The sequence below is a fragment of the Peterkaempfera bronchialis genome (assembly GCF_003258605.2).
Taxonomy (GTDB): domain Bacteria; phylum Actinomycetota; class Actinomycetes; order Streptomycetales; family Streptomycetaceae; genus Peterkaempfera; species Peterkaempfera bronchialis.
On sequence record NZ_CP031264.1, the window covers coordinates 3,026,454 to 3,047,193 of the forward strand.

The following is a 20,740-nucleotide window of genomic DNA, read 5'->3' on the forward strand; positions in this document are numbered from 1 at the left end:
GGTCCGCGGCGGCCGAGCCCGCCCCAAGACCGACAAGAGCGAGCAGACCCGCGCGCTGATCCTGGAGACGGCCATGCGGCTCTTCCAGGAGCGCGGGTACGACAAGACGACCATGCGGGCCATCGCCACCGAGGCCGGGGTCTCGGTCGGCAATGCGTACTACTACTTCGCGTCCAAGGAGCACCTGATCCAGGGCTTCTACGACCGGATGACCCATGAGCACGCCGCAGCCGCCCGCGCCGCCCTGGCCGGCCGCACCGACTTCGCCGAGCGGCTGGACGTGGCGCTCACCAGCTGGCTGGACTGCGCGGCGCCGTACCACGAGTTCGCCGCCCAGTTCTTCCGCAACGCGGCCGACCCCGACAGCCCGCTGAGCCCCTTCTCCGACGAGTCCCACCCGGCGCGCGCCACCTCGGTCGCGCTCTTCCGCGAGGTGCTGCTCGGCTCCGATCTGGCGCCCAAGCTGGACGCCGAACTGGCCGAACTGCTGCCGGACATCCTCTGGCTGCACCAGATGGCGATCGTGCTCTTCTGGGTCTTCGACCGGACACCGGACACCACCCGCAGCCGCCAGTTCGTCAAGCGGTGCACGCCAATGGTCGCCCGGGTCGTCAACCTCTCCCGCTACCGGCTCTTCCGCCCCCTGGTGCGGGACGCCAAGCGGCTGATCCAAGACTTCATCGTGCCCAGCCTCGGCAGGACCCCCCCGCCCGGCGGCTGACCCGGGCGGGGCGGGTCCGGCTCGGCAGCTGTCACAGCCGGAACATGTCGGAGCCGGAATACATCGGCGTCAGAACATGTCCGGGCACCACGGCCGGTCGGGCGTCCGCAGCGTCAGGTCCGCCCGCACCGCCGCCCCCGGCACCAGTTCCTCGACCAGCCCGGCGGCAGTCAGCCGGGACACGGTCTCGCCGCCCAGGTAGAGCGAGGAGAGGGCACCCACGCCCAGCGCCAGGTCGGCCGGGTCGGCGGTGCGGGTGCAGCTGCCGCTGCCGTCGGGCGCGGTCTCCAGCGCCCAGCGGCCCTCGGCGTACCCGGCCGGGTCCGACACCGCGAAGACGACCCGGCCCGGCGCGCCGTAGGTCCGCGCGCCGAAGGCGGCCGTCATGTCCAGCACCCGCACCCACATGAAGTCGCCGCTGCGCTCGGTGGCGCGGGCGGCACGGGGGTCGTCCAGCAGCAGCGGCAGCGGGTCGTCGGGGGCGATGTCCCGGACCTCCACCCGGCGCACCCAGTCCACCGAGAAGGCGAACCGCCACAGCGCCACGGCCGTCGCCCGGTCCAGCGCCAGGTGGTCGTGGACCACCAGGGTGCAGTCGGGGCGCTTGCCCTCCCAGACGTCGGCCACGCTGTAGGTGAGCATGCCGGTCACCTGGTCGGCGGCGTCCCGGTGCAGGACGACAAAGGGCTCCTTCCAGTCGCCGATGGACCCGCGCAGGTCACCGGTCCGCAGCCGCCATGTCGCCTCCGAACGCTCGATCGCGCCGGGCTGGGTGCGGCGGTAGCGGTCGAAGAGCGCCGGGCCGACCTTGCGGACCTCCTCCATGGTGGCGAAGTCGATCCGGCCGCCCTCCGCGCCCGGCACCGACCGAAGGCCGCCCGCCCGCGTCAGGTCGATCTCCAGGCCGCCGCACCGGGTGGCCGGGCCGAAGCCGAAGCGCCCGTAGATCCGGTACTCGGCCGCGATCAGGATCGCGACCGCGTCGCCGCGCTCCGAGGCCGCCGCCAAATCGCGGGCCATCATCCGACTGAGCAGCCCGCGCCGCCGGTGGGTGGCGGAGACGGTGACATTGCTGATCGCGTCCGCCGGGACCACCGCGCCGCCGGGCACCGTCAGCTCCGTGGCGAAGCTGCGGAAGGTGCCGACGCACCGCTCGCCGTCGTACGCCCCGAGCGAGCGGCCCGGGTCGAAGACGGCTCGCCGGGCCTCGGGCGCCGGAGCCGCGTCCGGTCGCATGAACCCGAGGTCCAGCGCCCGGCCCCAACCTCCCAGCTCGTCCTCGGTGATCTCACGTATGTCGATGTCGGGCCGGCTGTCCGAGCCGGTTGTCTGCATGGCCATGGGGGCACCGTACGGGGCACCGGTCGACCCGGCACTCGAATTTCGGGCCCGGATTCCGGACCCGCTTCCGGCACCCCGTCCGGCACCCCGTCCAGGACGCCGGTCAGCCCCCCGCCAGCAGGTCCTCCACCCGGGCCTCGCCCTCGCGGTAGCGGCGGGTGATCTCCGCGCTGCACCCGTCCACCGTGCGCTGGAGCGCCTGCCGACGGTGCGAGACCTCCCGCTCATGGCGGGAGAGCCGCTCCAGCGCCGCCGCCAACTCGGCGTCGCCGTGCGCCGACAGGTCGGCCAGCTGCACATCGCCCATCAGCTCGTCCGCCTCGTCGCCGTAGCGCTCGCCGCGCGGGGTGCCGAGCGTGAGGTGGCGGGCGCTGCGGAACCGCGTCGGGCCGTCCGCCAGGATCTCCGGCAGCCGGTCGACCAGGTTCTCCGCCGGGGCCGGATGCCGCTCCCCGCCCGAGCGGCGGGCCAGCTCGGCCCGCAGGATGTCGATCCGGCCCTGGAGCAGCCGGCGCAGATAGGAGAGGTCCGCCTCGTCCTCCTGGGCGCTGCGGCGCAGTGCGCGCAGCTCGTCCAGCCCCAGGGCGGTCGGCGCGTACCCGCTCTGCGGATCCACCCCCGGGCCGGGCACCAGGGGCGCCTTGCCGCCGGCCGCGCTGTCGGGCCCGCTGTGCTCGTCCATCAGCCACCTGCTGTCTTGTGGTCGGTCCCCGGCTGCCCCTCCCCCTGGCCACGCACGACCGGGGCCGGCGGTTCCCCGCCGAAGCGTCCGGCAGCCCGTCCGAGCGACAGGCGGCGGCCGGGGCGGCCGTCGGCGGTTGGCCACGGGGCCCCTGCCCGGTGCCGGGCAGGGGGACGGTGCTCGATGCGGATGTACGGCCGCATCGTGCCGGATCCCCACCCGCTGTCCGCATCGTGCCACCCGGGACACGCCGTCTGCACCGCGCGTGCACTCGTTCGGAGTCCTGGCGAATACCCCTGGCTAATACGACCAACGCACTGCCCTGCGCCAATGGCCCACCGTGGGGCGCTCGGACGCCGGGTGGGGGCGCGTGCCCGGATTGCGCGCCCTGGTGCGTTCCGGCAGTGCGCGGTATAGGAGCCCGGCCGGTACGGCGACAATGGACCCATGCGAGCAGTGGTGCAGCGAGTGACCGAGGCCCAGGTGACCGTGGACGGCGAGACCGTGGGCTCCATCCTGGGGCCGGGGCTCTGCGTCCTGGTGGGGGTGACCCATGACGACACCCCGGAGAAGGCCGCCCAGCTGGCCCGCAAGCTGTGGTCGGTACGCATTCTGGAGGGCGAGAAGTCGTGCTCCGACCTGTCCGCGCCGCTGCTGGTGATCAGCCAGTTCACCCTCTACGGTGACGCCCGCAAGGGCCGCCGCCCCACCTGGAACGGCGCCGCGCCCGGCCCGGTCGCCGAGCCGCTGGTGGACGAGGTGGTGGCGCAGCTGCGCGCGCTGGGCGCGACGGTGGCCACCGGCAGGTTCGGCGCCGATATGAAGGTCTCGCTGGTGAACGACGGACCGTTCACGGTGCTGCTGGAGATGTAAGACTGGCGGCACGCCCTGTGTGTCCGCTGCGGAGCAGCCCGGGAGGCCGCCCATGACGTCCGCACCGCCGCCACTGCCCGCACCGCCGACATCCGCACCGCCGCCGCCCACCGTCGCCGTGCGCGGCGAGGCCGAGTTGGAGGTCGACCCGGAGCTGGCCCGGCTGCTGGTCACCGTCTCCGCCCGGGACAAGGACCGGGGCCGCACCCTCACCCGGCTGACCGAGCGGCTGGACGCGCTGCGCCACCGGATCGCCTCCTATGGCGCGGCGGTGGAGCGGACCGAGACCGGCGCGCTCTGGGTGCAGCCCGAGTACCAGGACACCAAGCGGGCCGGTGAGCGCATCACCGGCTACCGGGCCAGCGCCGAACTCCGGCTCACCGTGGTCGACTTCGGGGTGCTGGGCGAGCTGCTGCCGGCGGTCGCCGACCGGGAGCTGACGGTGGTGGCCGGACCCTGGTGGGGGCTGCGCACCGACAGCCCGGTACACCGGCAGGCCCGCGAGCAGGCGGTGCGCGCCTCCCTGGAACGGGCCCGGCAGTACGCGGCCGCCCTCGGCTCCACCCTCACCGGCCTGGTCGAACTGGCCGACCAGGGCCTCTCCGCCGGCGCCCAGGAGTACGCCCCCGCCCCCGGCGGCTTCCTGCGCTCCGCCGCCCTCGCCGGGGCCGCCGAGCCACCCCAGCTGGAGCTGGAACCGGTCAAGCAGCAGGTCCGCGCCACCGTGGAAGCCCGCTGGACCATGACCCCGCCCACCGACCTCTGACCCCGCCCGTACGAGGAACGACGCGCATACGCCACGGCCCGCAAGCTGTGGCCAGGCGTGGAGATCGTGAGCGCGTCCGTTGGTGACCGACTTGGGGGTGGGCGGCTGTCGGCTGACGGCGGGCACCGGACATACCTGAGCCGATGCGGCGGTCAGGGTTTGGCGTCGGCTCGCTCAGCCAGGGCCTTCAGCTCCGGCGATGCCGCCTTTCCGGCCACCAGCAGCAGTTCCCGGATGACGTTTCGAGCGGCGACATGGGTGTGGACCAACTCGGGGGCGAGTCGTTCTGCATGGAGCAGGCAGTCAACGGCCTCGCCGGACTGGCGTCTCTGCGCATAGGCCCGTCCCATGTCCATGAGCAAGCGGGCCTGACGTTCCGGAGAGAGACCTGCCGCGTCGATGTCCCGGCCGGTGTCCAGGGCTTCGCCCGCGTCGCCCAGTTCCACGGCGATGGACACGGCTTGGATCTCGACATTGGTGGGGCCGAACTCCAGGTTGAAGTCATTGCGGTCGTCACCGAGTCGGCGAGCGGCATCCCTGGCCCGGCCGATCTCGTCACGCGCCCTGGTGCGGTCTCCCGCTCGGGCGTGGACCAGAGCCAGCGAAAGGTGCAGCGAGCCCAGGACCGAGAGGGCCTCGGGCGTGTGGCCGGTGTCTTCGGTGTGCTGTCGGACCGCGTTGACGGCCGTCGTGGCTGCATGCTCGGCCTGGTCCAAGTGCTTGAGCCGAACGAAGGCTTGGCAGAGCCGGAACACGCCCGCGCATACGTGCAGGGGCTGGCCGGACTGCTCGGCTGAGTGGATGGCCCGATCTGCGGCGACCCATGCCGCGTCCGCTTCGTCCTGGCGAACGAAAGCCGCTGCCAGAGCCTGATAGGTCCGGCTGAGCAGAAGCCAGAGTTCGGGGCGCTGCTCGGCAGGCGCCGTGCGTGCGGCCCGCTCCAGACGGGGCACCAGGGGACCGAGCGCAGTGCTCATCTCGGCGTAGCGGTTTGCGTGGGTCAGCTCCCAGAGGCGATCGACAGCGGCTCGGAGTTCAGGCAGGTTGGCCGGCACGCCGGTGGTGCAATCCCCAAGGAGCACGTCGAGGGCCGGGTGCCCGGAGATGACGAGCCGAGCCTCATCGAGGTCATTGGGCTCCTCCGGCGCCTTGAGCTGATGAGCGGACAGCTGCGCGGGCGCGTCCGGGCTGAGAGCCTGGAGAGAGACGCCGAGACCATCGGCAAGCAGCCGCAGCACGTCGAGGCGGTTGACGGGCTGGATGCCGCGCTCCACCTGGGAGAGCCAACTCGCGGTCCGGCCGATCTCGGCTGCAAGCTCAGCCTGGTTGAAGCCGCGCTGCTTGCGCAGGTCGGCCACCCGGGCCCCGAACGCCCGGCGTTCCTCGGGATTCACGCGGACACCGGGCCCTTTCCCGCCTGCACCCGGAGCGCAGTGACCTGGACACCGCTCAGGTACTGCTCCCGCTCGGCCAGGAAGTGCTTGGTGTGCGGCTGCTGCTCGTGTGCCTCGAACGCTGCCCGGTCCGCGTACAGCTCGTAGAAGATCCGCACATTTGGCTCGTCCGGCACGGTGTGTACGACGTAGGCCAGGGTGCCGGGCTCATGAGCCGTGATACCCGCCAGGGTGCGCGACACCAGTTCATCGAACGCTGCCGCCGAGTCGTCACCGCGCAACTCGAAACGGACGATCAGGCCGAAGCCGCTGCTCATGGAGCCTCCCTCGTGGTCCGGCCCAGCTTCGCAGATACACAGGTTCCCTGCTAGCCACAGATCTTCTTGACTCGCAGTTTTTCTGTGAGTAGCTTCACAACGGCGAAGGGCGCCGTGCGTGCAGCGTGGCCCGACTGTGCCAGGCCCGGCGTGTCCCCGCATGTCTCAGCCAGACGAGAGGAAACCCATGCCCAAGCCGAGGCGCCTGATCACCGTTCCGTACATCACCGTCTGGAGCGGCGAGAGGCGAGCCTCCGTCCCGGCCCTGGTGGCGAACCCACGATCAGGTCGGATCGCCTACCGGCGGGAACTGCTCGCCGACCGTGACGAGCGCGGTGTCCTGTGGAACCGCACCGAGTCCCGCCCCGGCAAGGGACGGCCGCAGTACGCCCGTGTGCACCCTTACCGCCAGCGGTATGTGATGCGCCACCTGCGCTGCCAGATCTGCGCCTCGCCCGCCGACCGCAGCCACCTCGGCGTCCTCTGGCTCCTCCACGACGACCGCAGCGACTGGCCCGGCTGGCCCGAGCAGATGACCGTCACCCACCCCCCGGTCTGCCTCCCCTGTGCCCGGCTCGCCACCCGGCTCTGCCCTCACCTCGCCGACCGCCACGTTGCCGTACGCGTCAAGAACCCCCGGATCCACGGCGTCTACGGTTTCCTCTACACGCCCGTGCCCGGCTCCCCCCATCCCATGCCCACCACCGAAGTCACCGTCCCCTACACCGACCCCCAGGTCCGGCGCGTCCTCGCGGGCCAACTCGTCACCCTGCTCCGCGACTGCACCCTCGTGGACCTCGCCGACGAACTCGCCACCACAGCCACCGTCCGGTGAAAGTCCGCTCCACGTACCGCGGCCGGGCCGCAACGGCGGGCCACAGGCTCGGGAGTGGCAGGGGCACGGGTATGCGACCGAGGCGGTGCGTGCCGTACTGCGAGACCGCTTCAGGCGCGGCCTTCGGCGGGTGTCGGAGTGAGGCCGCCGCCTCATAGCGGGCAATCACCGGGTCCGAGTGGTATTCCGCCAACGCAGGCGCATCGCCATGCCGAGCGACGCAGAATGAGCCGAGGTGTTTCGCGGAGCACCCTGGACTATTTCACGCCAGGGGGAGGGAACGGTCAACGCCCCTCCCCCTTTCCGTCACATGCTGCGTGACCCTCAGCCGTCGTTGAGCGTCGCCGCCACGGCGGAACAGGACTTGATGACGTCGGTCGGCGAGTCATAGGTACACGCCTGGAAGACGATCTGGCTGCCCTTGGCGCCGTACGGGTTGGTGGTGGTGTTCTCGTAGAAGTCGTAGTTGCAGGTGGCCACCGTTCCGTTGCCGTTGGAATTCACACAGGCGCCGGCTCGATAGAGTACCCAGGCGGAGCCGTCCCAGAGATAGTTGTTCCACACGGCCACTGCCGAGTACCCGTCTGCGGAGGTGTCCTCCACCGTGAACTTGTCGCCGTACTTCACGAAGCAGACCCTGGCCCCGGTCACGGACGCGCAGACGGAGTCCGCCGAGAGCGCGGGAGACACCGCAGCGGGCCGGGGGATGACGGTGTTCCGCGGGGTCGGTGTCGCGGCGGAGGCTGTCGAGGTGAGGGCGGGGACGAGCAGAACCGCGCCGAATGCTGCGGCGGCGATGGAAGAGACACGCTTCATGTGCAACCCCTTTGTGAGCTCTGTCGGAATTTCGCAGATGCCGATCGGTCACCGAGACTGAAGCCGCCTGGTCTTCCTGGCGATTCCGCCGCGCGGCGATGAACCTTTGCCGTGAGGCGTGAAGATCAGGCGTTTGGAAGTCCATCACGTCGTCTGAACACGGTCAAGTCTGTTAATCGGGCGGGCCAATAGCTCCCCCAGGCTGTACCGAACCGGCAGCCACGCGGATGACCTGCAAGGACGCATGCACTTCCACTCCGGGCCAACAATCCGTGTAAGAAGCAGAGGTGCAATCCTTTTGACCGGATAGCCGCTCTCCGCCCGGATCGCGCCACCGCGAGAAGAAGCCATCCCTACTCTTCCGGAATGCCGGTCTCCGGATCGACGCCACCGGCCGGGTTCGCCACGGGGGGTAGGGAGCTGGTGGGATCTCTTCCATCCGGTACGGGAGGTGGTGCGAGCGTGCACAGGGAGCAGGGCGGTTGGGTCGCCACTGGGCTGAGCTGGCAGGACGGGCGGCCGGTGCTGGCTGCGAGCAACGGGCGGCGGGAGCATGTGCGGGTCGTTGCGGCGGGTGACCGGCTGGGGTGGCGGCTGGGTGGGCCGAGGCGGTGCATCGGGGTGTGGATCGCCGGGGAGCCGCAGCGCAGGCCGTGCCCGCACCACGCCACGGTGGAACCGGCGGGCGGCGCGGTGCAGTGCCCCGCCTGCCAGAGCGCCGACCAGGGCCTGGCGCTGGCCCGGGACCGCATCCTGGACGACGGCCGCAGCTACGCCCTGTACCTGGCCTGGTTCGGCCCCGGGCTGCTCAAGGTCGGCCTCACCGCAGAGCAGCGCGGCACCAGCCGCCTGCTGGAGCAGGCCGCGCTCGCCTTCACCTTCGCCGCGCGCGGGCCGCTCCCGGCCGTACGCCGCGCCGAACTCACCGTCGCGCAGGCGGGCCTCGCCCGCGAACGCATCGCCGTCCCCGCCAAGACCGAGCACTGGTGGGACCCGTCCACCCCCGAGCGGCGCCGACACGACCTGGCCGAGATCCGCACCGCCACGATGCGTGCCCTCCAGGGGCATGCCGTGCATCTGCTGCCCGACGGGCCGGTGGTCGACCAGGTGGAGGTGTTCGGCCTGACCGGCGGCGCACCCGCGCTCTACCACCGGACGGCAGGGCTGGCGGCCGGGGCCGTGGTCTCGGGGGTGGTCCGCTCCGTCGTCGGACGCCACCTCTTCCTGGACCAGCCGCCCGGCCACCCGCCGCTGCTGCTCGACACCCGGCAGCTCACCGGATGGACGCTGACCGCCGTCGGCGACGCCCACGACACCCCGACCACCGGTCTCGATCTGCGGGAACAGCGGCAGGAGGGCGGCGACCAGGCCGCGCTCTTCTGAGCCATCCCGATAAGCCCGCCCGAGTCGCCGCGCTACTGCGGGACGACGACCTCCTGGGAGGCAGGCACGGTACCGGCCAGCAGCACCGCGTCCAGCGGGGTGTTCCGCTTGACCAGGGCCAGCGCCACCGGGCCCAGCTCGAAGTGGCGGACGGCGGAGGTGACAAAGCCGACCGGGCGGCCGTCCGGTCCGTCCGTGGCCAGCCGGACCTCGGCGCCGTGCGCGGGCAGCGTCTCCTCGGTGCCGTCCAGGTGCAGGAAGACCAGGCGGCGCGGCGGCCGGCCAAGGTTGTGCACCCGGGCGACCGTCTCCTGGCCCCGGTAGCAGCCCTTCTGGAGGTGGACGGCGGTCTTCAGCCAGTCCACCTCGTGCGGGATGGTGCGGTGGTCGGTCTCGAAGCCCAGCCGGGGCCGGTGCGCCTCGATCCGCAGCGCCTCGTACGCCCAGACACCGGCCGGCTCGCCCCAGCCCTCGGCGAGCTTCGCCAGCTCGCCGCGCGGCACGAAGAGGTCGCGCCCATACGGCGTCTCGCGGACCGCCGCAGCCCCCGCCGCCTCCGCGATGGAACCGGCCGGGAGGTGGACCACCGCGTAGTCGGCGGTGGCGTCGGCGACCTCCACCCGGTAGAAGAACTTCATCGACTCCAGGTACCCGATCAGCGCCTGCTGGGTGCCCGGCTCCACATGCGCCCAGGTGGTGGTGCCGTCGTCCACCAGGTAGAGGGCGTGCTCCACATGCCCGTGCGGGGAGAGCACCAGCGCCTCGGTGGCCTGCTGCGGCGGCAGTTCGCTGACGTGCTGGGTGACCAGCAGGTGCAGCCAGCTCAGCCGGTCGTCGCCGGTGACGGTGACCACGCCTCGGTGCGAGAGGTCGACAAAGCCCTGGCCGGCGGCGAGTCGGCGCTGTTCGCGGAAGAGGTCGCCGTAGTGGGCGGCGACGCCCTCGTCGGCTCCTTCGGCGGGGACGGCACCGGGCAGGGACAGCAGCGGGCTCCTCATGGATTCCACCCTACGGGGGTGGCGGACCCTACGAGCCGTCGCCCTGTTCCCGACGGGCGGTGCAGTCGGCGCAGCGGCCGAAGATGGCGAAGTGCTTCATGTCGGTGTCGAAGCCGTGCTCGGTGCGGAGCCGGTCCACCAGCGGCGCGGCGACCGAGGTGTCGGTCTCGGTGACCTTGCCGCAGTCGCGGCAGACCAGGTGCAGGTGGTGGTGCCGGTCGGCGAGGTGGTAGGTCGGCGCCCCGTGGCCGAGGTGGGCGTGGGATACCAGGCCCAGCTCCTCCAGCAGCTCCAGGGTGCGGTAGACCGTGGAGATGTTGACCCCGCTGGCGGTGCGGCGCACCTCGGTGAGGATGTCGTCGGGTGTGGCGTGGTCCAGCGCGTCGACGGCCTCCAGCACCAGCTGGCGCTGTGGGGTGAGCCGGTAGCCACGCGTGCGCAGCTCCGTCTTCCAGTCGCTGGAGCCGGTCTCGGTGCTGGGCCTCACCACGGTTCTCCGTCCCTCACGCTCGGGATCCCGCGCACTCGGGCGTCCCGCCTCTCCCCAGTCTAGGGACCGGAGGCCGTGGGCGGGTCAGCGGAAGAAGGCGATGCCGTCGTCGGGGAGGTCGGCGATGTCCTCGATCAGCTTGGCCGGGTTGAGGACCTTCTTCAGCTGGGCGGACATGGTGGGCCGCAGCGGGATCTCGGGGGCGGCCTTCTCCCCCACCCACATCAGCTCGCCGTTGACCAGCCCGTACAGCCGCTTGCCGCCGCTGTAGGGCTCGGCGGACTGGGCGCGGGCCACCGCGTCGGTGGCGACGTCGATCTGCGGGCGGCCGTCGGCCAGCTCCCCGTACCAGATCTCGATGACGCCCTCGTCGCGGACCATGGCGATCTCGATGCCGCGCGCGCCGCTCGCGCCGTCGGCGTTGCTGGTGATCCGCCAGAAGCCGGACTCGTTCTCCAGGGGGCGGACCTTGTGGCCCTCGGCGTCCAGCACCCAGGTGCGGGAGCGGTATTCGAGGAAGGGGCGGCCGTCGTGGCGGAAGATGACCTCCTGGCCGAAGTTGCACTTCTCGCGGCCGGGCCTGCTCTCGTCCAGGGGCGCGTAGACTCCCGCGCCCTCCCAGGTGCCGAGCAGGAAGGCGAGCGGGACGACGTCCCGGTGGAGGTCTGAGGGGATCTCGATCATGGTCCTGGTCATGCCTCGGGGTGTCGCGGTACGGGGGGTGGCGGATGGCGCGGCGCCGCCCTCAACCGTACCCCGGGTCAGCGCTGGCCCTGGTACAGCTTCAGGACGGCGAAGACCGCGAACCAGACGATGGACACGGCCACCAGTGCCAGCAGGACGGTGTAAGCGGTCTCAAGCACCTCTGTGCTCCTCAGGGCTTCGACGGTTGAGCGGGATGCTGCAGCTGGCAGTCTAGTGGCCGGTGATCCGGGGTCGCCGTGAGGCCCACCACGTAGGCTGGCGCCGGCCGCCGTACGACGCGAGGAGCAGGCAGTGGCGAAGAAGCTGGTCATCAAGGTCACCGCAGGTGCGGATGGGCCGGAGCGCTGCTCGCAGGCGTTCACGGTGGCGGCGGTGGCGGTCGCCAGCGGGGTCGAGGTGTCGCTCTGGCTGACCGGGGAGTCGTCCTGGTTCGCGCTGCCGGGCCGGGCGGCGGAGTTCGAGCTGCCGCATGCCGCGCCGCTGCCGGACCTGCTGGAGGCGGTGCTGGCGGGCGGCTCGGTCACGCTCTGCACCCAGTGTGCGGCCCGCCGGGAGATCACCCAGGCCGATGTGGTGGAGGGCGTGCGGATCGCGGGGGCGCAGGTCTTCGTCAGCGAGGCGATGGCCGACGGCGCGCAGGCGCTGGTGTACTGAGCCGCTTGCTGTACCGGGGGCGCCTGCTGCACCCGGGGGGCGCTTGCTGTACCGGGGGGCGCTGGGCGCGTACCGGGCGCTACTTCTCGTCCCACCAGCGGTCGTCCGGGCCGCGCCGGTTGGCGACGATGGCGGCGCACGGCGGGATCACCATCGCCACCACGCACATGGCGATGGCGGCCGGGACCGACCAGATGCGCACCACCGCCCAGGCCAGCACGAAGAGGCCCACGCAGGTGCCCATCAGGGCGAAGTAGAGATGCCGTCGTCGCGCCTGCATAGCTCAACGGTACGGCGGAGGCGGGCATGCCGGAGCCCGGCCGCGGATCACTCGGCGGCCGGGCTCCCGTCGTCCGTCGTACCGGTCAGACGGCGATGGCGACCTCGGTGAAGGCGCCCTGCTGGGCGACGACCTTGCGGTCCACGGTCGCGCCCGGGATCAGGGCGCGCAGGGTCCAGGTGCCGGGGGCCGCGAAGAAGCGGAACTGCCCGGTCGCCGAGGTCGGGACCTCGGCGGTGAACTCGCCGCCCTCGTCGAGCAGGCGCACATAGCCGTTGACCGGCTCGCCGTCGCGGGTCACCGACCCCTGGATGATGGTCTCGCTCGCCACGTCAACTCCTGCCAGGTCGGGGCCGCCGGCCTTCGCACCGCACATGCGCTGGTTCTCCTTGTGGTGGGATGGTCGGGGTGGGGGGTTACTTGCCGGAGCCGAGCTCGATCGGCACGCCGACCAGGCTGCCGTACTCGGTCCAGGAGCCGTCGTAGTTCTTGACGTTCGGCTGGTCCAGCAGCTCGTGCAGCACAAACCAGGTGAGCGAGGAGCGCTCGCCGATCCGGCACAGCGCGATGGTGTCCTTGGCCAGGTCGACGCCCTCGTCCTCGTAGAGGGCCTTGAGGTCGGCGTCCGACTTGAAGGTGCCGTCGTCGTTGGCGTTCTTCGACCACGGGATGTTGCGCGAGGTCGGGATGTGGCCCGGGCGCTGCGACTGCTCCTGCGGGAGGTGGGCCGGGGCGAGCAGCTTGCCGGAGAACTCGTCGGGCGAGCGGACGTCGACCAGGTTCAGGGTGCCGATCGCGGCGACGACCTCGTCGCGGAAGGCGCGGATCGAGGTGTCCTGGGCCTTGGCCTTGTACTCGGTGGCGGCGCGCTGGGGCACCTCGGCGACCAGGTCGCGGGAGTCGAGCTCCCACTTCTTGCGGCCACCGTCGAGGAGCTTCACGGACTCGTGGCCGTAGAGCTTGAAGTACCAGTAGGCGTAGGCCGCGAACCAGTTGTTGTTGCCGCCGTAGAGGACGACGAGGTCGTCGTTGGCGATGCCCTTCTCGGACAGCAGCTTCTCGAAGCCGGCCTGGTCCACGAAGTCACGGCGCACCGGGTCCTGGAGGTCGGTCTTCCAGTCGATCCGGACCGCGTTGCGGATGTGGTTCTTGTCGTACGCAGAGGTGTCCTCGTCGACCTCGACGATGACCACCTTCGGGTCGTCCAGGTGGGCCTGGACCCAGTCGGCGTCGACCAGGACGTCGCTGCGGCTCATGGTGTGTTCTCCTCCGGGGCAGTTGCGGAAGGTGGGCGCACGGGCCGCGTCCGCTGCTGCGGTGTCCGGCGGACTGTCCGGATACCGGGACGGACGCGGGCGGGCTGGAATGCGTTCAGTGGTGCGATATGCCTGCGCGGTCGGGGGCTCGGCGCACCGGGGCGTGACCGGTCACCGGCTCGGACGGCAGGTCGGAGATACCGGGAAGTGCCGTCCGGTCAGGACATTCGACACAGGCAGGCGGAGACGCGGCACAGGTCGACCGCCCGCCGCTTGGTGAGATCCGCCTGTCGCTTCATGCCCCCGATGCTAGGGACTGGGGACGCCGCATGTCATCGGCGTATCGAATGGCGAGACATTCCCGTCCGCATAATGATATTCGGACCACAGAGGCCGGTATCGGACACTTGCTCGGGCGCGGAGGGTGCCGCTCCGAGGGCCGCCACCCGGGGAAACGGCACCGCTCCGCGAGCCGTGCTGGACACGGCGTCTCGCGGAGCGGACCGAAAGGCGGCAGCCAGGCGGAACGGACCCGGCCCGGGGTCAGCCCGCCAGGTCCACGTCATGGCCGGTGAAGTGGATGACAACACCCTCGGGCGTGGGCTCGACCGACTCCAGGCTGAGCCCGACCGGCAGCCCGCTGAGCTTCTGCGAGGTCGCGAAGAGCGCGCTGAACGCCTCGTTCAGGCCGGGCACGGAGCCGACGTCCACCCCGGTGCCGAGCGCGTTCACCGAGATGTCGCCCACCTTGATGGTGTCCCCGCTGCCGACCGTGAGCCGAGCGGTGGCGCTGCCCGCCACCTTCCCCAGGATGGTGTCGACCTTGCCCTCGATCTTGATCTTGCCGTTGCCGCCGTAGGCGACGGCCGCGTCCTTGTTGCCGATCAGCGAGGTGACGTCCGCGTAGGAGAGCAGCGCCGTGCCGTCCGCGCTGTCGGCGGTGGCGGAGGAGAAGCTGCTGTTCACCCGGACCCCGGTGATGTGCGCCGTGAAGGTCTGCAGGGTCGCGGTCTTGCCGCCGCCGCTCACCTCCAGGCCGTCGGCGGAGAGGTTGACGCTGTCCAGCTTCTTGGCGAGCACCTGGGTGAGGAAGGGGAACCCCTGGATGGAGACATCGGGCTTGGCGCTGAGGCCCTTGCGGCTCTGGATCTGCTCCGCCACCTTGTCATCCGCCACCCCGACGGCGAACCGGTCGGCAGCGACCAGCAGTCCGGCCAGGATCACAAGCGCGATCGTCAGTTTGTGCCAGGCGCGCATGGGGCTCCCTCAGAGGTGGGTTCCGTCGTCGTCGGCTTCAGACGCCCGGCCCGGAGGCACGGTTCCGCCGAGCGGACCATCATGCCGTACGACCGGACGGCCGCAGCCCGGCCACCTCAGCCGCCCGCGAAGGGCGGCAGCACCTCCACCGTGCCGCCCTCGGCCAGCGGGACAGACGCATGATCCCGCCCGCCCACCGGATCTCCGTCCACCAGGAACGAGCAGTGGCCGAGCACCCGGGCGAACCCCGGCCGGTCCGCATGGCGGGCCCGGACCTGCGCCAGCGCCTCGGCGAGGGTCGCCGCCCGGTACGCCTCCTCAGCCGTCCCGGCCTCGGCCCTGGCCGCCGCCCAGTAGCGGATGGTGCCGACGGCCACCGTCCGTGCAGCCATGGCCACCCTCTCCTCTCGCGCATCCGCAGTCGTCCCCCCGCAGTCGTCCCCCCATCATGGACCGCCCCACCGCACCCGGCCCGCCCGGCCCACCCCGGGTGCCAGGCTCAGCCGGTAGCGCCCCCGGCCGCCGCGCGGGCCGCCAGCCGGGCGCCGATCCGGTCCAGCAGCGGCTCCCCGGCGGCGTTCTCCGCATGGCCGAAGCCCGGCTCGATCCAGAGCTCGGAGTCCACCCCCGCCGCCTGCGCCGCCCGGTGCAGCGACCGGGGGTGGACCAGCGGGAAGTACGGGTCGCGGTCGCCGTGCACCACCAGCAGCGGGGTCCGTCCCAGCAGCCCGGCCGCCGCCACCGGCTCCAGCGGCACCTCGGCCCAGTCCCGGGGGTCGATCCGGGTGTGCAGCCCGTACCGCGCCACCACCCGACCCAGCGGCCGCATCACCACCCAGTGCAGCCGCCGCATCGGCGCCGTACCCCGGTAGTACCAGCGCGCCGGGGCACTCACAGCGGCCACCGCGGCGACCCCTCCGTGCAGCGCAGCGTGCCGGACGGCCACCGCGCCGCCCAGGGAGAAGCCGACCGTGGCGATCCGCCGGTACCCCAGCGAGCGGGCCCAGGCCACCGCCGCCTCCAGGTCCAGCACCTCGCGGTCGCCGACCGTGGAGAGCCCGCCCGAGCGGCCGTGCCCTCGGAACGAGAGGACCACCACCGCGCCATGGTGCGAGAGCACCCGGACCGCGCGCAGCACGGCCGGGCGCTCCACCGCACCGGTGAACCCGTGGGCCACCACGAACACCGTCCCGGACCCGCTGCGGCCAGGGGTGCGGCCAGGGGTGCGGCCAGGGGTGTGGACGGCGTGCACCCGGGTTCCGTCGGCGGCGGTCAGCAGCGCCTCGGCGGGCGCATTCCAGGCGGTGGCGGCCCCGGCGTCCGCCGTCCGGACCTTCGCGGTGGGTGTCATGTGGGCTATTCTCCTAACGTGGAGGATCCGGGCAGAGTCGCCCCCGGGTCCTTTTCTGCTTCGAGGACGCCGACACGGACGTCCGGAGGCCGGCACCCCACCCGTGCCGCCGCACCCGGACGGCCCGGCCGCCACCGCACGACGGAGTGCACCGGCGGTCGGACAACGAACCGACCCCCGCGCCGGGCCGCCGCCCGGCGCGAGGCGCCCCGCTCCCGCCCCCCGGGCGGGCCGGAGGGGCGGACACCGGAAAGGTCGCTCAATGGTGGGCAGGGCGGGTGCGGAACGCCGAGGGTCGCGGGACCTCCGGCACCCCATCGTCCCCGTCCCACGGCTGGGGCAACCCGCCGCCGTGCCCACCGGACCGCTCCGGCCGTCGGCCGTATCCACCACCCGCGTCCCCGCCCCTGTGTCCACCGGCTGCGGCGGCAGCGGCCCGGAAACGACCGCGACGACCCGGAAAGGGGACTGCCGGGTATGAGTTCACTGCTTCTGCTCACCAACGCCCTCCAGCCGTCCGCCGAAGTGCTGCCCGCCCTAGGTCTGCTGCTGCACAGCGTGCGGGTGGCGCCGGCCGAGGGAGCGGCCCTGGTCGACACCCCCGGCGCCGATGTGATCCTGGTCGACGGCCGGCGCGACCTGCCGCAGATCCGCAGCCTCTGCCAGCTGCTGCGCTCCACCGGCCCCGGCTGCCCGCTGATCCTGGTGGTCACCGAGGGCGGGCTGGCCGCCGTCACCGCCGAGTGGGGCATCGACGACGTCCTGCTCGACACCGCCGGACCGGCCGAGGTCGAGGCCCGGCTGCGGCTCGCCCTGGGGCGGATGCAGGTGGTGCCCGACGACAGCCCGATGGAGATCCGCAGCGGCGAGCTCTCGGTGGACGAGGCCACCTACTCGGCCAGGCTCAAGGGCCGGGTGCTGGACCTTACCTTCAAGGAGTTCGAGCTGCTGAAGTACCTCGCCCAGCACCCGGGCCGGGTCTTCACCCGGGCCCAGCTGCTCCAGGAGGTCTGGGGCTACGACTACTTCGGCGGCACCCGCACCGTGGACGTCCATGTGCGGCGGCTGCGGGCCAAGCTCGGCCCCGAGCACGAGCAGCTGATCGGCACCGTGCGCAATGTCGGGTACCGCTTTGTGATCCCCGACAAGAGCGAGAAGTCCGCCGCAACCGCGCCGGCCGATCCGGCGCCCACCAAGGCCGGGTCCCGCCGCCGGCCCTGAGCAAGGTCCCCGAGCGCCGACCTGAGCGCCGACCTGAGCGCGGTCTCGTCGGCCGGGCGTCCGCAGGGCGCCCGGCCGGCGCGGCACCCCTGGGAGTCACCCGTACGGCTCAACCCGCGGACTGTCCGGCGGCGGGCCGTGCCACCCGCGTAGACTCCCCCCGTGCCCAAGGTGACGCGTGACGATGTGGCCAGGCTGGCGGGGACCTCGACCGCGGTCGTCAGCTACGTCATCAACAACGGTCCGCGCCCGGTCGCGCCCGCGACCAAGGAGCGCGTGCTCGCCGCGATCGATCAGCTCGGCTACCGCCCCAACAGCGTGGCCCAGGCGATGGCCAGCCGCCGCACCAACCTCATCGGCATGGTCGTCCCCGACGCCCGCCAGCCGTTCTTCGCCGAGCTGGCGCACGCCGTGGAGCGGGTCGCCTCCGAGCGCGGCAAGCTGGTGCTGATCGGCAACTCCGACTATGTGGACGACCGCGAGGTGCACTACGTCCGCGCCTTCCTGGGCATGCGGGTCTCCGGCCTGATCCTGGTCAGCCAGGGCCCCTCGGAGCGGGCCGCAGAGGAGTTCGCCGCCATCGAGGGGGCCAGGGTGGTGCTGCTGCACCGCCGTCCGGAGGCCATAGACGACGTGGCGGTGGTCACCGACGACGTCAACGGCGCGGAGACCGCCGTACGCCATCTGCTGGAGGTCCACGGCCACCCGTACGTCGCCTGCTTCGGCGGCCCGGTGGCCTCCCCCGCCCCCGGCGACCCGGTGATCGACCACATCGAGGGCTGGGTGCGGGCGATGGAGGCGCATGGCGTCCCCGCCGCCCAGCAGCACCTGGTGGAGGTGCCCTTCGACCGGTACGGGTCCTACCGGGTGGCGCTCGACCTGCTGCGCTCCCCCGACCGCCCGCCGGCGATCTTCTGCTCCACCGACGACCAGGCGATCGGCCTGCTGCGCGCCGCCCGCGAGGCCGGGGTGCGGGTGCCGGAGGACCTGGCGGTGGCCGGCTTCGACGACATCCCGGAGGCGGCGTTCTGCGACCCGCCGCTGACCACCATCGCCTCCGACCGGGACGCCATGGCCCGGGCCGCCGTCGACCTGGTGCTGGACGACTCGCTGCTGGTTCCCGGATCGGGCACCGCGCGGGTCCGCCAGTTCCCGAACCGGCTGGTCGTACGGCGCTCCTGCGGCTGCGGCTGATCCGGCCCGCAGGGGCCCGGCCGCGACGACCAGGCTTTATGAGAAGCCAACAGGCTTCTCGGCGGCTTCTGAGGCCGCTCTCATCCGGTTCTCATGAACCGGGCGGAGCTTGGTGGCCATGAGCGAACAGCCGCAGCAGCAGAGCAGCAGCCCGGACCAGCCGCAGACCCCGCCGCAGGTGCTGGAGGGCACCGTCGTCGGGCACCCCCAGTCCACCTACGGCCAGTACGCCTACCGCGAGGACTTCGGCACTCCCACCGCCGCCACCGCCGAACCCGCGCCCGAGGAGACCGCAGCGCCGGCCGCCGGACACCGCGCCGGAAAGCCCCGGCTGCGCGGCCGGATGGTGCTGGCCGCCGCCGTGGCCACACTGGCCGCGCTGGCCGGCGGGGTCACCGGTGGGGTGGTCGCGGCCGACCACGGCACCACCACCGCCGCCGCCGGCTCCACGGTGGCGCGTACGGTCGCCGAGAAGACCTCGGCCGGCGCCTCCACCGTGGCCGCCATCGCCGCCGCCGTCTCCCCCAGCGTGGTCGAGATCTCGGTGAAGTCCGACAGCGGCTCCTCGACCGGCACCGGAGTGATCCTCACCTCGGGCGGCCAGATCCTCACCAACTACCACGTGATCTCCTCTGCGGTGGACGAGGGCGGCACCGTCACCGTCACCTTCTCCGACGGCTCCACCGCGAGTGCCCGGGTGACCGGCACCGACAAGGCGCTGGATGTGGCGGTGATCAAGGCGTCCGGTGTCAGCGGGCTGACCCCCGCCGCGCTCGGTGACTCCGATGCGGTGGCCGTCGGGGACGCGGTGGTCGCCATCGGCTCGCCCGAAGGACTCACCGGCACCGTCACCTCCGGCATCATCAGCGCCAGGAACCGCCAGGTCACCGTGCAGGTGGACGAGGAGTCCACGCGCGGCAACGGCGGCTTCGGCTTCCCCCGGCTGCCCGGCGGGGACGGCTTCCCGGGGTCCTCGGGGTCTGGGTCCTCGGGGTCGGGGTCCTCGGGATCGGGGTCCTCGGGATCGTCTGGCTCGTCCGGGTCCTCGGGCTCCACGGCGACGTACCAGGCGTTCCAGACCGACGCCGCGCTCAACCCCGGCAACTCCGGCGGCCCGCTGATCAACGCCTCCGGCCAGGTCATCGGCATCAACTCGGCGATGTACTCCTCCTCCGGCTCCAGCGCCGGCAGCAGCGACGCCGGCTCCATCGGCCTGGGCTTCGCCATCCCGATCAACGCCGTGCGGAAGGTGCTGCCCCAGCTCCAGTCCGGCCAGACGCTCTCCGCCTGACGCTGCTCCTTATCCCCGCCTCACCCGCCCGGGCGGACAATGGCCTGCACACAGGCCGCACCACAAACCGGCCATACCCACCCATGCCCGCCATACCAGATATCGCCGACATCGCCGATATCACGGACCCCGGAGAGCCAGCCCCCCATGACGCCCCCCGACGCCGACAGGACCCACCCCGAGGCGCCCGGAACCACCGCCCGCATCCTCGTGGTCGATGACGAACCGGCCCTGCGCGACGCACTGGAGAGCAGCCTCGCCTTCGAGGGCTATGACGTGTGCACCGCCACCGACGGCCTGGAGGCCCTGGACGCCGTCGCGCGGGAGAAGCCCGAGCTGGTGCTGCTCGACGTCATGATGCCGCGCATGGACGGCCTCACCGCCGTCCGCCGGATGCGGTCGCGGGGGGACGCCGTACCCGTCCTGATGCTCACCGCCCGCGATGCCGTGGGCGACCGCGTCACCGGACTCGACGTGGGCGCCGACGACTACCTCGCCAAACCCTTCGACCTCGACGAGCTGCTCGCCCGGGTCCGCGCCCTGCTACGCCGCAGCGCCCTCGCCACCGAGGCCGCCCGGCTGGAGGAGGCCGCCGACGACGAGGTGCTCGCCTTCGAGGGGCTGCGGATGAACACCGCCACCCGCGAGGTCACCCGTGACGGGCGGCCCGTGGAGCTGACCCGCACCGAGTTCATGCTGCTGGAGATGTTCCTGGCCCACCCCCGGCAGGTGCTCACCCGCGAGCAGATCCTCAAGGCGGTCTGGGGCTTCGACTTCGAGCCCTCCTCCAACTCACTGGACGTCTATGTGATGTACCTCCGCCGCAAGACCGAGGCCGGCGGCCTGCCCCGGCTCATCCAGACCGTGCGCGGCGTCGGCTACGCCCTGCGCGCCGCCGCCCGCGCCGCCTGACAG

General features: G+C 72.2%; 25 protein-coding genes and 1 pseudogene. 11 read left to right on the plus strand and 15 right to left on the minus strand.

What is annotated here, in order from left to right; translation table 11 throughout:
- Window positions 1–55 precede the first annotated feature (55 nt).
- The gene (locus C7M71_RS13385) at window positions 56–721 is read left to right on the plus strand and encodes a TetR/AcrR family transcriptional regulator (protein ID WP_229759117.1); all 666 of its coding nucleotides are present in this window, start codon (window positions 56–58) and stop codon (window positions 719–721) included.
- 69 nt (window positions 722–790) lie between these two features.
- Here C7M71_RS13385 and C7M71_RS13390 read toward each other — a convergent pair whose 3' ends face one another.
- Window positions 791–2,062 (minus strand): GNAT family N-acetyltransferase, encoded by a 1,272-nt coding sequence (locus tag C7M71_RS13390; protein WP_229758702.1) that lies wholly within the window; start codon window positions 2,060–2,062, stop codon window positions 791–793.
- Between the two features lie 103 nt (window positions 2,063–2,165).
- On the minus strand, window positions 2,166–2,744 hold the full coding sequence (locus C7M71_RS13395) for an RsiG family protein (RefSeq protein ID WP_229758703.1): 579 nt from the start codon (window positions 2,742–2,744) through the stop codon (window positions 2,166–2,168).
- A gap of 447 nt (window positions 2,745–3,191) precedes the next feature.
- On the opposite strand from C7M71_RS13395, the gene dtd reads away from it, so the two are divergent.
- The 3 genes and pseudogenes from dtd to C7M71_RS31735 form a co-directional block, all read left to right on the plus strand.
- Complete coding sequence (dtd, locus tag C7M71_RS13400; RefSeq protein ID WP_111489235.1) at window positions 3,192–3,617, plus strand: D-aminoacyl-tRNA deacylase; 426 nt, start codon at window positions 3,192–3,194, stop codon at window positions 3,615–3,617.
- Between the two features lie 52 nt (window positions 3,618–3,669).
- Entirely contained in the window at window positions 3,670–4,383 is a 714-nt protein-coding gene (locus C7M71_RS13405; RefSeq protein ID WP_111489236.1) for an SIMPL domain-containing protein, read from the plus strand.
- Window positions 4,384–4,386: 3 nt separating this feature from the next.
- Window positions 4,387–4,461: pseudogene (locus C7M71_RS31735) on the plus strand (YdcF family protein); the annotation flags it as partial.
- A 74-nt stretch (window positions 4,462–4,535) separates the two neighbouring features.
- On the opposite strand, the gene C7M71_RS13415 reads toward C7M71_RS31735, so the two are convergent.
- Both C7M71_RS13415 and C7M71_RS13420 read right to left on the minus strand, forming a co-directional pair.
- Entirely contained in the window at window positions 4,536–5,777 is a 1,242-nt protein-coding gene (locus C7M71_RS13415; RefSeq protein ID WP_111489237.1) for a helix-turn-helix domain-containing protein, read from the minus strand.
- Window positions 5,774–6,094 carry a putative quinol monooxygenase gene (locus C7M71_RS13420; protein ID WP_111489238.1) on the minus strand — a complete coding sequence of 107 codons (321 nt, stop codon included), beginning with the start codon at window positions 6,092–6,094 and terminating at the stop codon, window positions 5,774–5,776. Before C7M71_RS13420 ends, C7M71_RS13415 begins: the two co-directional genes overlap by 4 nt.
- Window positions 6,095–6,281: 187 nt before the next feature.
- Between C7M71_RS13420 and C7M71_RS13425 the strand changes: the two genes are divergently transcribed.
- Window positions 6,282–6,929: a hypothetical protein gene (locus C7M71_RS13425; protein ID WP_111489239.1), complete on the plus strand. Its 648-nt coding sequence runs from the start codon at window positions 6,282–6,284 to the stop codon at window positions 6,927–6,929.
- A 324-nt stretch (window positions 6,930–7,253) separates the two neighbouring features.
- Here the strand turns inward: C7M71_RS13425 and C7M71_RS13430 are convergent, their stop codons facing one another.
- Window positions 7,254–7,745 carry a hypothetical protein gene (locus C7M71_RS13430; RefSeq protein WP_111489240.1) on the minus strand — a complete coding sequence of 164 codons (492 nt, stop codon included), beginning with the start codon at window positions 7,743–7,745 and terminating at the stop codon, window positions 7,254–7,256.
- A 462-nt stretch (window positions 7,746–8,207) separates the two neighbouring features.
- Between C7M71_RS13430 and C7M71_RS13435 the strand changes: the two genes are divergently transcribed.
- Complete coding sequence (locus C7M71_RS13435; protein WP_162824238.1) at window positions 8,208–9,128, plus strand: DUF2797 domain-containing protein; 921 nt, start codon at window positions 8,208–8,210, stop codon at window positions 9,126–9,128.
- A gap of 32 nt (window positions 9,129–9,160) precedes the next feature.
- Here C7M71_RS13435 and ygfZ read toward each other — a convergent pair whose 3' ends face one another.
- From ygfZ to C7M71_RS13450, 3 genes are all read right to left on the minus strand, one after another.
- Window positions 9,161–10,126, minus strand: coding sequence for a CAF17-like 4Fe-4S cluster assembly/insertion protein YgfZ (gene ygfZ / locus C7M71_RS13440; protein ID WP_111489242.1), 966 nt, complete (start codon window positions 10,124–10,126; stop codon window positions 9,161–9,163).
- A 28-nt stretch (window positions 10,127–10,154) separates the two neighbouring features.
- Window positions 10,155–10,613, minus strand: coding sequence for a Fur family transcriptional regulator (locus C7M71_RS13445; protein WP_111489243.1), 459 nt, complete (start codon window positions 10,611–10,613; stop codon window positions 10,155–10,157).
- An 87-nt stretch (window positions 10,614–10,700) separates the two neighbouring features.
- Window positions 10,701–11,300: an FABP family protein gene (locus C7M71_RS13450; protein WP_111489244.1), complete on the minus strand. Its 600-nt coding sequence runs from the start codon at window positions 11,298–11,300 to the stop codon at window positions 10,701–10,703.
- Between the two features lie 312 nt (window positions 11,301–11,612).
- Here C7M71_RS13450 and C7M71_RS13455 point away from each other — a divergent pair, with 312 nt between their 5' ends.
- The gene (locus tag C7M71_RS13455; protein ID WP_111489245.1) at window positions 11,613–11,975 is read left to right on the plus strand and encodes a DsrE family protein; all 363 of its coding nucleotides are present in this window, start codon (window positions 11,613–11,615) and stop codon (window positions 11,973–11,975) included.
- 79 nt (window positions 11,976–12,054) lie between these two features.
- Here C7M71_RS13455 and C7M71_RS13460 read toward each other — a convergent pair whose 3' ends face one another.
- The 7 genes from C7M71_RS13460 to C7M71_RS13485 form a co-directional block, all read right to left on the minus strand.
- Window positions 12,055–12,255 carry a DUF3099 domain-containing protein gene (locus C7M71_RS13460; RefSeq protein WP_111489246.1) on the minus strand — a complete coding sequence of 67 codons (201 nt, stop codon included), beginning with the start codon at window positions 12,253–12,255 and terminating at the stop codon, window positions 12,055–12,057.
- An 85-nt stretch (window positions 12,256–12,340) separates the two neighbouring features.
- Complete coding sequence (locus tag C7M71_RS13465) at window positions 12,341–12,631, minus strand: DUF1416 domain-containing protein (RefSeq protein WP_111489247.1); 291 nt, start codon at window positions 12,629–12,631, stop codon at window positions 12,341–12,343.
- 40 nt (window positions 12,632–12,671) lie between these two features.
- Entirely contained in the window at window positions 12,672–13,511 is an 840-nt protein-coding gene (locus C7M71_RS13470) for a sulfurtransferase (RefSeq protein ID WP_111489248.1), read from the minus strand.
- A gap of 218 nt (window positions 13,512–13,729) precedes the next feature.
- Window positions 13,730–13,810, minus strand: a complete 81-nt coding sequence (locus tag C7M71_RS33210; protein ID WP_377274234.1) for an Ms5788A family Cys-rich leader peptide — start codon at window positions 13,808–13,810, stop codon at window positions 13,730–13,732.
- A 244-nt stretch (window positions 13,811–14,054) separates the two neighbouring features.
- Entirely contained in the window at window positions 14,055–14,768 is a 714-nt protein-coding gene (locus C7M71_RS13475; RefSeq protein WP_111489249.1) for an LmeA family phospholipid-binding protein, read from the minus strand.
- Window positions 14,769–14,884: 116 nt separating this feature from the next.
- Window positions 14,885–15,160 (minus strand): MoaD/ThiS family protein, encoded by a 276-nt coding sequence (locus C7M71_RS13480; RefSeq protein WP_111489250.1) that lies wholly within the window; start codon window positions 15,158–15,160, stop codon window positions 14,885–14,887.
- 107 nt (window positions 15,161–15,267) lie between these two features.
- The gene (locus C7M71_RS13485; RefSeq protein ID WP_111489251.1) at window positions 15,268–16,119 is read right to left on the minus strand and encodes an alpha/beta hydrolase family protein; all 852 of its coding nucleotides are present in this window, start codon (window positions 16,117–16,119) and stop codon (window positions 15,268–15,270) included.
- A gap of 477 nt (window positions 16,120–16,596) precedes the next feature.
- Between C7M71_RS13485 and C7M71_RS13490 the strand changes: the two genes are divergently transcribed.
- From C7M71_RS13490 to C7M71_RS13505, 4 genes are all read left to right on the plus strand, one after another.
- Window positions 16,597–17,340: a response regulator transcription factor gene (locus tag C7M71_RS13490; RefSeq protein WP_111489252.1), complete on the plus strand. Its 744-nt coding sequence runs from the start codon at window positions 16,597–16,599 to the stop codon at window positions 17,338–17,340.
- A gap of 162 nt (window positions 17,341–17,502) precedes the next feature.
- Window positions 17,503–18,534 carry a LacI family DNA-binding transcriptional regulator gene (locus tag C7M71_RS13495; RefSeq protein ID WP_111489253.1) on the plus strand — a complete coding sequence of 344 codons (1,032 nt, stop codon included), beginning with the start codon at window positions 17,503–17,505 and terminating at the stop codon, window positions 18,532–18,534.
- Window positions 18,535–18,652: 118 nt separating this feature from the next.
- On the plus strand, window positions 18,653–19,825 hold the full coding sequence (locus tag C7M71_RS13500) for a S1C family serine protease (RefSeq protein WP_111489254.1): 1,173 nt from the start codon (window positions 18,653–18,655) through the stop codon (window positions 19,823–19,825).
- Between the two features lie 147 nt (window positions 19,826–19,972).
- Entirely contained in the window at window positions 19,973–20,737 is a 765-nt protein-coding gene (locus C7M71_RS13505) for a response regulator transcription factor (RefSeq protein WP_111489255.1), read from the plus strand.
- The last annotated feature ends 3 nt before the right edge of the window (window positions 20,738–20,740 follow it).

Excerpts from the sequence above, each read along its gene's own strand:
- C7M71_RS13390 (WP_229758702.1), bottom strand. The coding sequence starts at position 2,062 with ATGGCCATGCAGACAACCGGCTCGGACAGCCGGCCCGACATCGACATA.
- C7M71_RS13395 (WP_229758703.1), bottom strand. The coding sequence starts at position 2,744 with ATGGACGAGCACAGCGGGCCCGACAGCGCGGCCGGCGGCAAGGCGCCC.
- dtd (WP_111489235.1), top strand. The coding sequence starts at position 3,192 with ATGCGAGCAGTGGTGCAGCGAGTGACCGAGGCCCAGGTGACCGTGGAC.
- C7M71_RS13405 (WP_111489236.1), top strand. The coding sequence starts at position 3,670 with ATGACGTCCGCACCGCCGCCACTGCCCGCACCGCCGACATCCGCACCG.
- C7M71_RS13420 (WP_111489238.1), bottom strand. The coding sequence starts at position 6,094 with ATGAGCAGCGGCTTCGGCCTGATCGTCCGTTTCGAGTTGCGCGGTGAC.
- C7M71_RS13425 (WP_111489239.1), top strand. The coding sequence starts at position 6,282 with ATGCCCAAGCCGAGGCGCCTGATCACCGTTCCGTACATCACCGTCTGG.
- C7M71_RS13430 (WP_111489240.1), bottom strand. The coding sequence starts at position 7,745 with ATGAAGCGTGTCTCTTCCATCGCCGCCGCAGCATTCGGCGCGGTTCTG.
- ygfZ (WP_111489242.1), bottom strand. The coding sequence starts at position 10,126 with ATGAGGAGCCCGCTGCTGTCCCTGCCCGGTGCCGTCCCCGCCGAAGGA.
- C7M71_RS13450 (WP_111489244.1), bottom strand. The coding sequence starts at position 11,300 with ATGATCGAGATCCCCTCAGACCTCCACCGGGACGTCGTCCCGCTCGCC.
- C7M71_RS13460 (WP_111489246.1), bottom strand. The coding sequence starts at position 12,255 with ATGCAGGCGCGACGACGGCATCTCTACTTCGCCCTGATGGGCACCTGC.
- C7M71_RS13465 (WP_111489247.1), bottom strand. The coding sequence starts at position 12,631 with ATGTGCGGTGCGAAGGCCGGCGGCCCCGACCTGGCAGGAGTTGACGTG.
- C7M71_RS13470 (WP_111489248.1), bottom strand. The coding sequence starts at position 13,511 with ATGAGCCGCAGCGACGTCCTGGTCGACGCCGACTGGGTCCAGGCCCAC.
- C7M71_RS33210 (WP_377274234.1), bottom strand. The coding sequence starts at position 13,810 with ATGAAGCGACAGGCGGATCTCACCAAGCGGCGGGCGGTCGACCTGTGC.
- C7M71_RS13475 (WP_111489249.1), bottom strand. The coding sequence starts at position 14,768 with ATGCGCGCCTGGCACAAACTGACGATCGCGCTTGTGATCCTGGCCGGA.
- C7M71_RS13480 (WP_111489250.1), bottom strand. The coding sequence starts at position 15,160 with ATGGCTGCACGGACGGTGGCCGTCGGCACCATCCGCTACTGGGCGGCG.
- C7M71_RS13485 (WP_111489251.1), bottom strand. The coding sequence starts at position 16,119 with ATGACACCCACCGCGAAGGTCCGGACGGCGGACGCCGGGGCCGCCACC.
- C7M71_RS13490 (WP_111489252.1), top strand. The coding sequence starts at position 16,597 with ATGAGTTCACTGCTTCTGCTCACCAACGCCCTCCAGCCGTCCGCCGAA.
- C7M71_RS13500 (WP_111489254.1), top strand. The coding sequence starts at position 18,653 with ATGAGCGAACAGCCGCAGCAGCAGAGCAGCAGCCCGGACCAGCCGCAG.
- C7M71_RS13505 (WP_111489255.1), top strand. The coding sequence starts at position 19,973 with ATGACGCCCCCCGACGCCGACAGGACCCACCCCGAGGCGCCCGGAACC.